We start from the raw sequence: 14370 nt of genomic DNA on the forward strand, positions 1-14370 counted from the left end.
CGCGAGGGCACACCATGCTGGAAGGACTGGGCCGAACACAGCAGGACCTGCTCAATGCACTGCTGCACCATGGGGGCGGCATGAGCATTGACGAGTTGGCCGAACACCTGGCCGTCACGCGCACGGCGATCCGCCAACACCTGGCGGCGCTGGAGCGTGACGCTCTGGTGCTGCGCGGCGACACCCGGCCGACGGGTCGTCGCCCCGAGCAGCTGTATCGGCTCACCGACCACGCGCGGGAGCAGTTCCCTCGCCACTATCAGCTACTGGCCAGCGTATTGATCGATGAGGTGGCGGGCATCATCGGCCCCGAAGCCCTGGCCTCGCTGATGCGCAGCATGGGCCGCAAACTGGCTTCTGATCGTGAACAGCAGGTCGTGGATGAAGCCAGGATCGTGCAGCACATGAACCAGGCGGGCTACGAGGCCGAGGTGTTTTTTCGCTCAGGCGACACGCCGGAAATCGTCGCGCATAACTGCGTGTTCCATCGCCTGGCCGCCGAGCACCCGGTGGTCTGCGAACTCGACCTGGCCTTGATCGGCGCGTTGGGCGGCGGCGAAGTCGAGCACAGCGAGTGCATGGTGCGTGGCGGGCATGTCTGTCGCTTCAGGTTGCGACCGAGTGAAACCCCGGACCTCGCGACTGACGCTGCTCCAGCCGATACCGATCAGCCAGCCTAGCGTTTGCGTGACAGCCGTTGCTGCCAGTTTCCGGCGTTGTCCCGCTGGCAGGCTTCTTCAGAGTCGAGCATCGCTTGGGGCGACGTTCTGTGGCAGTGAGAAAATGCCACCGCCGACCATCGAACCAATCACCAAAGCGATCAGTTACCCAACCTTGAGTTTGTCTCTGGAGGCCGTGACTAGGGTTTGTTTGTCGGGCTCGAAATCTTTATCCAACTTGCCTACAGAATCGACCATTAGATCACCTTACCGAATGGGTATCGCTAAGGTAGAAAACAGACCACCCCGTAAAGTCGCTTTTGCACTGCATGACCTTTCAAGTGGTATGTGCAACGGAACGGAAAGCACCTGGGAACAGCAATCAAATGGTAATCAGTACTAAGAGCGTCGCAGAACTCGAAAATGCTCTGCGGTTCAGTACTTCTGAATCTCTGGTGGAAGAACATGAGGCGTATTTACGCGTTCTTCCAGTTTCGCCGCGCACTGCTCGGCGGAAATGTGATCGGAAAACTTCAATGTCATACCATAGGCCTCAACCAGCCAGATTGGCTTAGTCGATCCGGTGAACTCATCAGACTGCGCTCCCCCACTCCAAGCCTCAGTACCTCTTGCCTGAAGCGCCTTCTCTCCACGAGTGGCTTCTGATCAGACGGCAAGCGACTGAACCCAAATTAGCCGGAACTAATTGACCAGAACTGACATATTACTGATTCAAATGCGCAGCGTCCCTTGGCAAGGGCCGGCATGGTCCCTACCCGGCACGCGAACCGGCCATGAGTTTTCACTTCGATTGGAACTCTTTTCATTAAGAATGGAATCAACGCGAGCAGTAAGTAGGCTGGAGATGAATGAGAGGCAGGAACCCTCTCTCCAAAACGACCCAGGCATCTTGCTGATGGAAGATCACCCCTTTCAGCGCATCGCTGCCTTCCAACGACCACGTCTGACCTCCAGAGAGATTCATTAGATTTTGAACCAGGGTCATTAAAAGCTGAATCGGCCCGTAATGGCCCTACCCTTCACCGACATTTAATTTGACTGAAGCAACCATTGCAGAAGCTGCGCTTGATCGATTACAACCCTTGCCAACGGGCAGAAATCGGCCAATAGCTGACTGTCGAATAATCATCGAAAATGACTCAAATAGATAACCGTCCGGTAGACACGTCTTGACGAATTCATCTTAGGGCGACGGCGTGAGCAAGGTGCCCTTGTTGACGATTGCGGTGGGTGGTCAAGTCCATGCACTTACGCAGCTGGGATAAAGCGAGTGAGCCTCGCGACCGATGTTAGGTTGCGCGCCCTTTCCCGCTGAAGCGAGCGATTCACCTCAATCGAACCAATGCAGCCAGACCCCCCCATAAAAAAATTTACCTAACGATCGTTAGATAGGTGTTGACGTGCATCGAATCGTTCGCTAAGGTTTGTCTACCTAACGTTTGTTAGGTGGCTCAACCACCAACCTGTAGGATCGACCATGACTACTAAACTTCAGCTTTTCACTTCGCCTTCGGCCTTTCCGAACCCACAGCGTCTGCGTCTGTTCATGCACGAAAAAGGCATCGCTGACCAATTTGCCGAGACCATCTATGACATGTCCCCTGTAGGCGAACAGCGTGGCTGGCGTCATTTGAATATGAACCCGTGGGGCGAAACTCCCACCCTCCAACTGGCTGACGGTAGCTACATTTCCGAAACGGCTGCCATCGTTCGTTATCTTGACCAAGAGTATCCTGGTCGCAAGATCATGGGAGAGACCGCACTGGAACAGGGTCTGGATAACATGTGGGATAACCGGGTGTGGGTGCACATCCTGTACCGCATCGTTACAGCGTTCCACGTGTTGCACACCGGACTCGGCTTCAAGCTAGAACTGACCAAGAATGAGGCTTGGGGCGAACACTGCCGGAAGGAAGCTTTGGCTCACGCTGCACTGGTCAATCGTCATCTGTCAGACGGCCGCGAATGGCTGCTCGGCGGAGATGCCCCGACCTTCTCGGACATTACCCTGGCAACCGCGATCGCCTTCTCGAAATTCCCGGTCAATGCCACTCCACTGGACGAGCGTTTTGAGTTCCTAGATGCGTACTGGCAGCGCTGGACAAAACGTCCAAGCTTCCAGGCTGCCTACGCTGATCACAACAGCGGCATTCCTGAGCTGGATTCGCCAGCCCAGTAACAGCTTCTCAATGGAAACTCCGGTACGCCGAGATCGCCACACCCCTAGCTTTCTCGGTGACCGTAGTGATCTCGCTAGTGTCGGCTGGCGGTGCCGCTTGCTAAACCATGATGGAACGACTTCTGCCTGAGCACCCAAGTCGCATTGAACTCACTGCTCTCACTGACAATCTACCTGTCACACGGTAGGCCTTTGCTGTAAATTAGCTTTCCCTATTTAAGAGATCGTCCCAAGACGAAAGGCACCAAGATGAGCGTCAACTCCAAGGAAGCCATCCTGTTGGCGGCCAAGAAAATTGCCCAATCGCAGGGCTACAATGGTTTGAATTTCCGCGACCTTGCGCAAGATGTAGGTATCAAAGCGGCGAGCATTTACTACCATTTTCCAAGCAAAGCCGATCTGGGTATTGCCGTTGCCAAACGATATTGGGAGGACGGTGCGCTCGCGCTCGAAATGATCGAATCAGAAAGTGCGTCTCCGATTGACGCTCTGCGTCGCTTTCCTGAAATTTTCCGCCGATCACTTGAGGCCGACAATCGTCTCTGCCTGGGCAGTTTCATGGGCGCTGAAACCGATACTTTACCCATTGAAATGACGCAAGAAATTCAGACCTTTGCTGATGTCAACATTGCATGGTTAAGCAAGCTTCTATTGGCTGCGAAGTTGTGCGAATCAAGTGAGAGTGAATCTAGAGCACGTGCAATTTTCGCAGCTATTGTCGGTGCCCAGCTCTTTGCTAGAAGTCGCTCGGATATCTCGCTTTTCGATGCCCTGGTCGATTCATACCGCGCGTTCGGACCTCTGCCGACTTAGCAACTGACTGCGACTCGGTTCGGCGAACGGGCGGCTTCGGCGCATGCGCGTCCAATGCGAAGCGGCGTAGCTGTTGCGAAATTGCACTCCACCTGACCACCTGATTACATCGGTACTGACCGCTCGATTGAACTGCACTTGACCAGGCGTTTGCATTCGATCTGCCAAGCACGCTTAGTAACCATGATCGACTGAGAGCTGCTCGTTGCTGTCGGTAGCGACAGGCAGAAATCGGCCGATTCTGTTGAAAAAGTCGGTTCGCCCAAACAGCCCGGTCATCGACTGGTTAAAACGCCTTTTTTGCACACTGCTACGTGAAATCCGAGTCCGCAAGCCTCTGTCGAAAGTAAAGATTTCAATCTCGGACGCATACTTTTCTGCTGCGCAAACCATGGTCGACTTTTTCAACAGAATCGGCCAATAGCGGACGCCAACGGATGTCCTCTACCAGAGGCGATTCAGTATGTGATGAAATCTGGTTCACACTCGGAAAAATTCACCTGAGGGAATCTATGACAGACGATGAATTTGAAACACTTCTGATGATGGTGACGGATGAACTGTCACTGAAACAAGCGGAGCTAACCCGGATTTATGCGCTAGGAGAGTGGGCGCGCTGGGGGTTTGAGCAAAGCACTGGCACACTCCAATTCTTCAATAACAGTGACAGGCTGGTAGTCGAGGCAGAGGTCGTGAGGATAGGAAGCTTTTCGATCAAAACGTGTAGTTGGAAATGGGCATGGAGCAATCCCTCGATTGAACCTGCATTACGCCAAGCAGCGCTCCCACTGAAGCAACTCCAAGCCATTACGGGGATTGATCTATTTGGGAACGAACAGGCATTTTCAATTCAAGACGAAACGATGGCATGGGAGTTGGCAGCCTTGGCGGTTCATTACTTAAAGGCCGAAGGGTGCTACCTGGCACCAGCTTCATCCGAGGGCCCCAACTACTATCTGGCAATCACGTCTATAAAGGTTCTTGGCGACTGAAGTGTTTGGTTAGCCACCAATCGCCAGGGACTGCTATGGGTCGACTTAAGCCGATCGCCACCGGCTGAGACCGGCCAGAAGCGACAATCCCTCATTCTCTTCCGTGTAGGGAGCACAACCTGGACAAAAGCACTACCTACCATACACTTGGCAAACAAAGGCACGTTTTTGTTTTCTGGCTAGCTAGCCTAGGTTAGGCCTATGAACCCTCGCTATCACGAGATACACCGGGCCGAGATCAAACGACGGCTGTATCGCTACGCTGATCAACAGTGGGATGCTCTTCTTGGTGCATTCGCCACAAGCATTATCCTTGCGGGCTTTGGGGTCAGTTTCTTTTTTTCGCCCATACCAGGAAGCTGGATTATAGGGCTCGTATTCTTTTCCTTGAGTGCACTTTTTTTCGCCATGTATAGGTGGTTGCTTCGTACCCTGAGAAAGCGGGGAATAGACAGCGGATGGCTCAATACATCTGATCAATTAATTTTCATACTGCTTACTTGTCTGGCTATATTTTTATCTGGCACTAATGAATGGATATATTTTTTTGTCTTTCTTTGCGCTAGTGCATACAGTACTTGGCGTCTACGACAGAACCTGCGAACTCATTTGATGCGCTACTATTTTCGCGAAGCGCGCGAGTACATTCGAGAGGTAGAACGTTACAGCCCTCCCCCTAGACGCCCAACCGTGCTGAAAGCGCCACCATAGGGAAGGAGTACTTTGGGTCGAATAGCGACGGTCTAGCATCGACCGTCACTATGGATGCTCAGACTTCAGTCTGTTCCGCCATTTCCAGGGCATCATCGACCTCGATTCCCAGGTATCTGACGGTGCTTTCAAGCTTCGTATGACCAAGCAGGAGTTGGACAGCTCTCAGGTTTTTCGTTCTGCGATAGATCAACGATGCCTTGGTTCTCCTTAGCGTGTGAGTACCGTACATGGTTGGGTCAAGTCCAATGGCGGTCACCCAAGCTTTCACTATTCGAGCGTATTGTCTGGTCGATAGGTGTTCTGAGTCGTGCAGCCGGGTTGGAAACAAGAAGTCCTCACTTCTAAGGTGGGCCCGATGCATCCAAGCCTCTAGAACCGTTCTGGTTTGCTCAGTGATTTCAAATTGCACTGGATGCTGGGTTTTCTGCTGCATCACGATGGCCCGTGACGACACATGTTCTCCATGGGCTATATCTCGCACTCGCAGCTTGGTTAAGTCACACGCACGCAGTTTGCTGTCGATAGCCAAGTTGAAGAGTGCCAAATCCCGTGTCTTCTCCGCGAGCTGGAGTCTGACCCGAATGGCCCAGATATCTCTGACTCGAAGTGGTGCTTTCTGCCCGACAATCTTTCCCTTGTTCCAAGGCTGATGGCTGTGTGCGGCATTAGTGTTCATGGCTGATCCTCCACGTTGAGGGAGGATAAGGGTGGATCAGTCACAGTGAGTGAGGGGCGCAATCCGACCCAAGTCGGGCAGTCGGGGGCGTAGTGACAGGGGCTTAACCGTTGATGGCGATCGTGCCCAAGGATCACCGATTGAAATTGAAGCTATGCTGGAAAAAAAGACATCAGATTTGTACATGCCGGACAGCCAGTTACGCTGAAAGTCGAAACATTCTTATTTTGGTGGCGGAGAAAAGAATGGGTACTAATGCATCAAATCGTTCTAGAGATTCCTATAAAAATTATGCGATAACTAGTGCTGTTGGTTATTTCGGGTTTGTGATTATTATGTTGTGGTATCAGCTGTCATCACAGATTCCAAATACATTGAATGAGTCGTCAGGTGTGCTTTCGGAGGAATGGGTTAGCGGTAAGCTCATGACGAAAATTACCGATGGCGAGGATGTGTATTTGTTCACCTGTGCTTCGAGATTGAGAGGGTTTTCGGATTGCATCACGAAGCAAAAAAGTTCTGAGTTGTTGGGCAGGCATGCGAGTGTTTTTTGGTATGATCAGAAAGTTTTTCCTGCAATAGAGCAGAAAAAATTGGTCGTTTTGGTGGTGGAGGGGAAAGAAATTATCAGTAGGGCGATGTCGGAAGAGAGGCAGGCTACCGGTAATAGAATTAGTTTTTGGATATACGGTGTCGTTGGTTTTTTTGTGCTTAGCGTTTCTGCTTGCTTTTTAAAGAGGGCAAGGAAGAGTTAAAGTGGATCAGAAAACAGTAGATGCTATTTCCAGTGTCTTGTCTTACCTAAGTACTCCAGAGGGTTCGGCGCCAGTTATTAACTAGGGTTTATTTTGGCATAGGGTATCTAACGATTAAGCTAATAATGGGTTTAAAAGCCCGAGGATAGGGGGCTTTCGCGATAACTTGGCGCTGAGCGTTATGGGGCTTTCAACTCGCGGCAAGCACCTTGCAAGTTGATATGAGCCTCCTTAAAGAAAGAATAGAGGAGTGTAGCTAATGGCTGATTTCGCGGTGTTCTTGTTAGGTTTCATACCCGCGCTGGCATTCGCGACCCACTCATTTGTCGATTACAGAAAGGCTGCAGGAAAACATGTAGGTGAAGCATTAGTGCTTTTTAATAGGGCGCTGGCTGTTATGGTTGTAATAGAGATTATTTTATTTGCCTGGTTGTTTTTCGCTAGGCTCTAATACTGGCGATTAAGGTGGTGGCCGAGCAAAAATGTAACTTTTTGCGAGTTAAGTGAGCAAGGAGAGTATTTTGAATCGATTGTTAGAAATTTCTTCACTCGGTTCTTTTTGGTGTGGCTAGTAATGATGTGTTTATATGCATACTGGGCCCGTAGCGCAACCTAGCAATAAAATTATTGGAAGGCATGAAACGTAAAATATTGCGCCGCCGCATATTGTGTGGATAATGCGTGTAATTAGTTTTAGTTTTAATTTCGCTAGAAGAAAAGACGCTGTTGCTAGGTAGAAAGCAAGTGAAGCGAAAATAGCTACACTGATTGGATGCTTATGAATTGTTAGATGAAAAATTAGTTCTAGGGTGGTAAAGGCTAAAACAGAAACCAAGATTGCAAAGGCTATGTAGAATGGCGTCTGGTTGCTCTTTAGTGTTTTGGCAAATCTGAATGCATGAAGTGACGAGATTGATAAGGCCGCTATTATCAGCGCTGTGAGTGCTAGGATATATGGTGTAATTGGGTAATACACGTGCAACTCCTAATTCCTATTAGGCGACATCGCTGTCGCGTTCAAACGCGACGGTAATGCCCGATAACGTTTTTTGTCGTCCTGGAAGCCATTGTCTAGCCTGGAAGGAGTCGCAGTAAATGCAACATAGCCCAGAGAGAAACGCAACTGGGATGATGTCAAGCTCATCTGCGCTAAAGATTCTGCGCAGAGGGTCGAAGCTACCTATTTGAGACTCGTCTATCCACCGACCGCTGTTGGCCGGTTTTTGCCTGTTGCGACCGGCTAAAAACGACCCATTGCTGCCGGTCGCGATAGTCAAAACCGCCATTAGTGGCCGTTTGAACTTAAAAGACTTACAAAGAATTCGATCCAACCTCCCTAATTGTCTCCCAGTTACTATTCGACCTTCACAGCGCCTGAACCTAGCAAATCCGTTACCAGATTTTCCTCAGCATCCTTGCAGGTTTGGCGGCCAGTCGGGCTGATCTGTGTACTGCGCAATGTTGCTTTTTCTTGCTGAATGAAGAGGGGATTTTCGATTGCCAATGGCACCTATCGAGCTGAAATTTGATCCCTCTTAGATCTGAGTTCGTTTACCAAATGCTCTACCAAGGGATTGGCTCGTGCGGGATTCCAGGCCACGGCAGTGGTCACCACGCTGAGCTTTGGGCTTAACTGTTTTAGTACGACATTGGGTGGTGCAAGCTTTTCCAGTGACATCGGTACCAGCGCGACTCCTTGCCCGCAACTGACAAATGCAATTTGTGAAACTACTGAACCCACTTCATGGATAACGCGTGGTGAGAATCCGCTTTCGCGGCAAGCGGATATCAAGCTATCAAAATAAACAGGACTAACCTTTCTAGCAAAGAGTACAAAAGGTTCATTCGCCAGTTTGGCAAGACTTACGCGCGTTTGGCTGGCGAGTGGATGATCAACTGGTACGGCGATGGCCATCCGATCTTCTGTCAATGGCATGGAGCAAATGGTATTGCCAAGTTCGCCCTCAAGCCTGGCAAAGGCTAAATCAACATCACCTGACTCCAATGCTGGAACAGCTTCTACGCTGTCAATCTCACGTACCGAAACAGTGAGTTGTGGATGTGTGTGTTTCAGTTGTTCTATCAAGGGAGGGAGGACATCCATCATCGCGGTTGTGATCGCGCCAATAGTTAATACGCCTGAATGACCAGCTACAGCCTCGTAGACAGCAAATTCCAGACGCTCCATCTGCTCAACGAATTTTCGCACCGCTGGCAAGATCGCTTTGCCTACAGGTGTCAGTTGAGAACCTTTGCGTGAACGGTCAAAAAGCTTGACCTTCAGGAGTTGCTCTAAGGTTTGGATTTGCTCGGTGAGAGGCGGCTGGCTCATGCCCAAGCGCTTAGCGGCTCTGCCGAAATTCTGCTCTTCGGCAACGATCAGAAACAAATACAGGTGCCGGACGAGGCGGAAATTGATCATGATTTTTACCATAGGTTTGGCGTATGTTTTTGTTCCGTTAATACGAATATACCTATTGTAAATCCTCTGTGAAACTGGAGCCTCAATCACAACAGGGGCCCACCCCATGACCGCAACAATTCTGCTCCAGCGCCTGGCTGAGCTCGATACCAATACCGTCTCCGATGCGCTGGATTTTCTGCAGCTTCCGGGCGCAGCTGTCGGAATAAGGCCGCTATGGAACTGCCCAAAAATTGTCGGCAGAGCAAGCACTGTGAAGGTTGGGCCCAAAACTGAAAGTGCCCCCGCCGTGCATATGATTTCTCCCGTCATCGATGCAATTAGACATGACGATCGAGTGTTGGTGATCGCCGGTGGCATTGATGGTGTTTCCTGCTGGGGAGACATCATCGCCAACGCCGCGGTAGCCAAGAAAATTCGCGGGACGGTGATTGACGGATTTAGCCGGGATATCGATGGAAGCGAATCTATCGGCTATCCGGTTTATGGGCGCGGCGTGACCATGGTTAGCGCACGTAATCGACTTGTGCAGATTGATTCTGGTGTGACCATCAGTGTCGCCGGGATCAACGTATCAGAAGATGACTACGTCATTGCTGACAAATGCGGAACGGTGTTCATACCGGTGGCACATATTGAAAAGGTCTTGAATCTCGGTGAGCGTATCGCTCAACGCGAGGAAGGAATGGTGGCCGCGGTCCGTAGCGGACGTTCGGTAGCTGATGTGATGCACGACACCCAATTCGAAGCCATCCGCGTGGAGTCCGGTCAATGAATAACGAAGATCAAAAACTTGTGGTTCTTTTTGAAGGGCTGGATACGCCAGGCGTTTCCGATGCCATGGATAAGCTAGGTATCCCGGGCCAATGCCTTGGTGTCATGCCCTTGGATAATTACCGCACTGTGATTGTCGGCCCTGCATTCACTGTTCAATACGTTCCTGCAAGCATGCCTGCCGGTACAGTCGGTGACTTCATTGAAGATGTTAGCCCTGGTGATGTGGTGGTGATCTCAAATGAAGGGCGCACTGATTGCACCGTTTGGGGCGACATCATGACCCAATACGCTGGGGTGCGAGGCATCGCAGGTACGGTGATTGATGGCGTCTGTCGTGATGTGAGCAAAGCGCTTGGCGACGGTTATCCCATGTTCACCAAGGGTCGCTACATGCGGACCGGTAAAGATCGGGTTGAAGTGCTTTCCGTGAATGAGCCCGTGTCGGTCAGCGGTACTCGCGTATGCGCTAGGGACATTGTGGTCGCCGATGCCAATGGCGTCATTGTAGTGCCACGCGCTCGTGCGGCAGAGGTGGCTGAACGTGCCCGGCAGATCGAAGAAGTAGAAGGCCAAATACGCTCGCTGATCAATCAGGGCAAAACGCTTAAGCAAGCTCGGGCATCCCTTGGCTATCACACGCTACAGAGGAAAGAACAATGAGCCTGATTAATGATGGTATGAGCCCTGAACTACAGGCACGTATCAAGGTGCTTGGCTCTTCGACTCTTTACGAAGCTTCGAAGTTGCCGTGTGCGGTAGACCCTTCCATTCGCCCGATTTGGGAAGGATCCTTTATTGCGGCGCCTGCTTACCCGTTGGAGTGTTCACCAGGTGACAATCTATCCATTCATATTGCGATGGAGCGAGTGCCACGCGGCAGCGTTCTGGTCGTGGCGACCGGCAATCATCTGGCAGGTTATTGGGGCGAGGTGTTGACGGTGGCTGCCGAAGCCGCTGGAGTCGTAGGGCTGGTGATTGATGGTGGGGTTCGAGACATTGCTGCCCTTGTCGCTAGAAAATTCCCGGTGTTTGCTCGCGGAATTTCCATGAAAGGAACCGTGAAGGCCAGCTCTCCATCGGTTGGCCAACCTTTTCAATTCAATGGTGCTCAGGTGGCGGTCGGCGATCTTGTCGTTGCCGATGACGATGGTGTCCTCATCATTCCGCAGGGCTCAGTCGCGCAGACGATTGCCGAAGCTGAAAGGCGAGCTGCAAAAGAAGCTGAAATGATGATCGCCCTAAGCCAAGGTCGCTCGACTCTGGAATTGATGAATCTGACAAGTTGGAGAAATGGCCATGGGTCGTAATGTCCAACGGCTCAATATTCGCCTTGTCCAAGCGCAACCGTCAGCCACTTATCGCATCATGGATCGGGTTGCTGCGCGTCGAGCCGAAGGAGCGAACATCATCTCCTTGTGTGCGGGTGAACCAGATTTTGATACCCCAGAACATGTATGCCAGGCGGGTATCGAAGCCATCAGGCAAGGCCATACGCGATATACGCAGGTCGCGGGTGTTCGCTCGCTCCGCGAAGCGGTCGCAGCCAAGTTTCGAAATGAAAATGGCTTAGATATCAATTGGCAAGACACCATCGTCTGCAGTGGTGGCAAGCAGGTTATCTATAACGCCCTGGCGGCGACGCTAAATGAAGGGGATGAGGTCATCATTCCTGCGCCTTACTGGGTTAGCTACCCGGAAATGGTCGAACTGTGTAGCGGTACCTCTAAGATCCTTGCATGCACCGCTGACAATAACTTCAAGTTGTCACCGCCGGCGTTGGCCGCGGCAATCACTGACAACACCCGGTGGTTGATCCTTAATTCGCCTTCCAATCCGACCGGCGCCGTTTACAGTCAGGAGGAGTTAAGAGGGTTGGCGGATGTGTTGATGGACCATCATCATGTGCTGGTACTTGCCGATGACATCTACGAGCATCTGCTGTTTGATGGCCAAGTTTTCCATACCTTGGCGCAGGTCGAGCCGAAACTCGCTTCGCGCATTCTGACCATGAACGGCGTATCCAAGGCCTATGCCATGACCGGTTGGCGCATTGGTTTTGCCACCGGTCCACGCTGGCTGCTGGCGGCAATGGAAAAGCTACAAGGACAACAAACTTCCGGCGCATGTGCCATTTCGCAGCAAGCGGCTATCGCGGCGTTGACGGGGCCACAAGACTTCATTTCCCAATCTTGCGCGGCCTTCGAGAAGCGTCGGAATCTGGTCGTTGCGCATCTGAACGACACACCGGGTCTGGAGTGTATGAATCCTTCCGGGGCGTTTTATGCATTTGCTTCTTGTTCCGGTCTGTTGGGACGCCGAACGCCAGCCGGAAAGCTGCTCGAAACAGACGAAGATGTGGCTATCGCTCTGCTCGATGAGGCTCAAGTGGCCGTTGTACCTGGTAGCGCATTTGGTCTTGCTCCCTATATTCGAATTGCTTACGCGCTAGATGATGATTCTTTGCTACGAGCCTGCGAATCGATCAGAAAATTTTGTACATCGCTTAGATAAGACTTTGCAAAGCTAATAGAGCGAAGCAAGCGAAAGCAGAAATGCCGTGACACCTACAAATAATCGCGACTACATATTAGCGAGGAGATAGTCAAAAATAATAACGCTGCATTGATGTCTTGAAATCTGCCCCAAGTTACAGAGAACAAAAAGCTAGCGAAGTATTATGGTGTTTTTACCGTACTCGTAAGGTAGTGGTCACAAGATGACCCCATAGATAATTTGAGGATAAAACATGCGTACTTTTCCTACATTTCTCAGTACAGCCTTGTTGGTCTTGCTGTGTATCCCCGCAGCTAATGCCAATGAGTTGACGGGCACGCTGAAGAAAATAAAAGATTCTGGCGCGATCAGCGTTGGCTTTCGTGATGCTGCCATCCCATTTTCGTACTATGGGGACTCCTCCGGAAAGCCTATTGGCTATTCTCAGGATATCCAGAGGAAAATAATTGAAGCCATCGAAAAGCAACTCAACATCCCGAGCCTGACCGTAAAGTATAATTTGGTTACCTCACAAACCCGTATACCGCTAGTTCAGAACGGCACGATAGATCTGGAATGTGGTGCGACGACCAATAATATTGAGCGACAGCAGCAAGTTGCTTTCTCAATTGGCATATTTGAAAGCAATACACGGTTTTTAACAAAAAAAGCCTCACCGTATAAAGAATTCTCTGATCTTAAAGGCAAGAATGTTGTGACAACTGCCGGCACGACGTCAGAGCGATTGCTAAAGTCCATGAATTCGGACAAGCAAATGGGTATGAACGTAATCGCAGCCAAAGACCATGGGGAATCTTTCCAAATGTTGGAAACGGGTCGTGCCGTTGCCTTCATGATGGACGACGCTATGTTGGCGGGTGAGATGGCCAAGTCTAAGAAGCCAGATGAATGGGCTATCACAGGCGCCGATCAGTCTCGTGAAATCTATGGCTGCATGCTCCGCAAGGATGATCCATCGTTCAAAAAAGTGGTCGATGACGCGATTATTGCGACATTTGCTTCAGGTGAAATTGGCCAAATTTATTCTAAGTGGTTCGAACAGCCGATCCCCCCAAAAGGTTTGAGTTTAAATTTCCCAATGAGTGCAAAACTCAAAGAGCTCATTGCTAACCCTAACGACAAGCCCGCGCCCTAACAAATGCTACAGAAAACATGCAGTGTCTAACTGGGCTCGTCTAGTCGGTTAGACACTCAATTTGTGAGCAGGCCTCTGAGGAGGAGTTCGAATGAATTACAATTGGGACTGGGGGATTTTCTTTAAGTCCACCAGTATCGGCAATGAAATTTACCTGGACTGGTTTATTTCTGGCTTCGGCTGGACCATCAGTATTGCGTTAATGGCGTGGTGTATAGCTTTGCTGTTAGGGGCGCTTCTCGGTGTAATGCGCACGTTGCCCAATCGTTGGTTGTCTGGTTTTGCGACTATTTATGTGGAGATTTTCCGCAATGTCCCTTTACTGGTACAGCTTTTCATCTGGTACTTCTTGGTTCCCGATGTTTTACCTGAGGGGATTGGCAATTGGATTAAACAGGACCTCAATCCGACGACCTCCGCTTATATTTGTGTGGTGCTCTGTCTTGGTTTGTTTACGGCAGCTCGTGTCTGCGAACAAGTACGTACGGGTATCCAGGCTTTACCAAATGGACAGCTGGGAGCTGCTCGCGCTATGGGTTTTCGCTTACCCCGAATTTACCGATATGTGCTGCTACCCCAAGCTTTTCGAATCATCATCCCGCCGCTCACCAGCGAGTTCTTAAATATCTTCAAGAATTCGTCCGTGGCTTCGTTGATCGGGCTCATGGAGTTGTTGGCACAGACTAAACAAACCGCCGAATTTTCCGCCAATC

14 protein-coding genes and 1 pseudogene are annotated in these 14370 nt (G+C 50.8%); 12 read left to right on the forward strand and 3 right to left on the reverse strand.

All coding sequences use genetic code 11. The features are described from left to right. The first annotated feature begins 14 nt into the window (after positions 1 to 14). Positions 15 to 680 (forward strand): helix-turn-helix transcriptional regulator, encoded by a 666-nt coding sequence (locus AC1DRN_RS17625; RefSeq protein ID WP_223457605.1) that lies wholly within the window; start codon positions 15 to 17, stop codon positions 678 to 680. Between the two features lie 72 nt (positions 681 to 752). Here AC1DRN_RS17625 and AC1DRN_RS17630 read toward each other — a convergent pair. Continuing rightward, positions 753 to 917: pseudogene (locus AC1DRN_RS17630) on the reverse strand (arginine-ornithine antiporter); the annotation flags it as partial. Between the two features lie 1240 nt (positions 918 to 2157). Here AC1DRN_RS17630 and AC1DRN_RS17635 point away from each other — a divergent pair. The 3 genes from AC1DRN_RS17635 to AC1DRN_RS17645 all read left to right on the forward strand — a co-directional run bounded on the left by AC1DRN_RS17635 (position 2158) and on the right by AC1DRN_RS17645 (position 4664). Beyond that, the gene (locus AC1DRN_RS17635) at positions 2158 to 2859 is read left to right on the forward strand and encodes a glutathione S-transferase family protein (protein ID WP_076030804.1); all 702 of its coding nucleotides are present in this window, start codon (positions 2158 to 2160) and stop codon (positions 2857 to 2859) included. Between the two features lie 249 nt (positions 2860 to 3108). Continuing rightward, the gene (locus tag AC1DRN_RS17640) at positions 3109 to 3672 is read left to right on the forward strand and encodes a TetR/AcrR family transcriptional regulator (protein WP_218429190.1); all 564 of its coding nucleotides are present in this window, start codon (positions 3109 to 3111) and stop codon (positions 3670 to 3672) included. Between the two features lie 512 nt (positions 3673 to 4184). Continuing rightward, positions 4185 to 4664: a DUF6882 domain-containing protein gene (locus AC1DRN_RS17645; protein ID WP_223457604.1), complete on the forward strand. Its 480-nt coding sequence runs from the start codon at positions 4185 to 4187 to the stop codon at positions 4662 to 4664. Positions 4665 to 5433: 769 nt separating this feature from the next. Here the strand turns inward: AC1DRN_RS17645 and AC1DRN_RS17650 are convergent. Then, entirely contained in the window at positions 5434 to 6054 is a 621-nt protein-coding gene (locus AC1DRN_RS17650; RefSeq protein ID WP_223457603.1) for a tyrosine-type recombinase/integrase, read from the reverse strand. Positions 6055 to 6299: 245 nt separating this feature from the next. Here AC1DRN_RS17650 and AC1DRN_RS17655 point away from each other — a divergent pair, with 245 nt between their 5' ends. Next, entirely contained in the window at positions 6300 to 6809 is a 510-nt protein-coding gene (locus AC1DRN_RS17655) for a hypothetical protein (protein ID WP_223457602.1), read from the forward strand. 259 nt (positions 6810 to 7068) lie between these two features. After that, positions 7069 to 7260, forward strand: coding sequence for a hypothetical protein (locus AC1DRN_RS17660; protein ID WP_223457600.1), 192 nt, complete (start codon positions 7069 to 7071; stop codon positions 7258 to 7260). A 1059-nt stretch (positions 7261 to 8319) separates the two neighbouring features. On the opposite strand, the gene AC1DRN_RS17665 is transcribed toward AC1DRN_RS17660, so the two are convergent. Further along, the gene (locus AC1DRN_RS17665; protein ID WP_223457598.1) at positions 8320 to 9231 is read right to left on the reverse strand and encodes a LysR family transcriptional regulator; all 912 of its coding nucleotides are present in this window, start codon (positions 9229 to 9231) and stop codon (positions 8320 to 8322) included. A 106-nt stretch (positions 9232 to 9337) separates the two neighbouring features. On the opposite strand from AC1DRN_RS17665, the gene AC1DRN_RS17670 reads away from it, so the two are divergent. The 6 genes from AC1DRN_RS17670 to AC1DRN_RS17695 all read left to right on the forward strand — a co-directional run. Further along, positions 9338 to 10006, forward strand: coding sequence for an RraA family protein (locus tag AC1DRN_RS17670; RefSeq protein WP_223457596.1), 669 nt, complete (start codon positions 9338 to 9340; stop codon positions 10004 to 10006). Continuing rightward, positions 10003 to 10668, forward strand: coding sequence for an RraA family protein (locus tag AC1DRN_RS17675; RefSeq protein ID WP_223457594.1), 666 nt, complete (start codon positions 10003 to 10005; stop codon positions 10666 to 10668). Before AC1DRN_RS17670 ends, AC1DRN_RS17675 begins: the two co-directional genes overlap by 4 nt. Beyond that, on the forward strand, positions 10665 to 11315 hold the full coding sequence (locus AC1DRN_RS17680) for an RraA family protein (protein WP_223457591.1): 651 nt from the start codon (positions 10665 to 10667) through the stop codon (positions 11313 to 11315). The genes AC1DRN_RS17675 and AC1DRN_RS17680 overlap by 4 nt, the downstream gene beginning before the upstream one ends. Further along, a complete protein-coding gene (locus AC1DRN_RS17685; RefSeq protein ID WP_223457589.1) occupies positions 11305 to 12519 on the forward strand; it encodes a pyridoxal phosphate-dependent aminotransferase in 1215 nt (404 codons plus the stop codon). Before AC1DRN_RS17680 ends, AC1DRN_RS17685 begins: the two co-directional genes overlap by 11 nt. A gap of 235 nt (positions 12520 to 12754) precedes the next feature. Further along, positions 12755 to 13657, forward strand: coding sequence for a glutamate/aspartate ABC transporter substrate-binding protein (locus AC1DRN_RS17690; RefSeq protein WP_223457587.1), 903 nt, complete (start codon positions 12755 to 12757; stop codon positions 13655 to 13657). Positions 13658 to 13748: 91 nt separating this feature from the next. Beyond that, a partial coding sequence (locus tag AC1DRN_RS17695) for an amino acid ABC transporter permease (protein ID WP_477786763.1) occupies positions 13749 to 14370 on the forward strand: 622 nt, incomplete at its 3' end.

This window comes from Pseudomonas sp. P5_B3 (genome assembly GCF_056400405.1).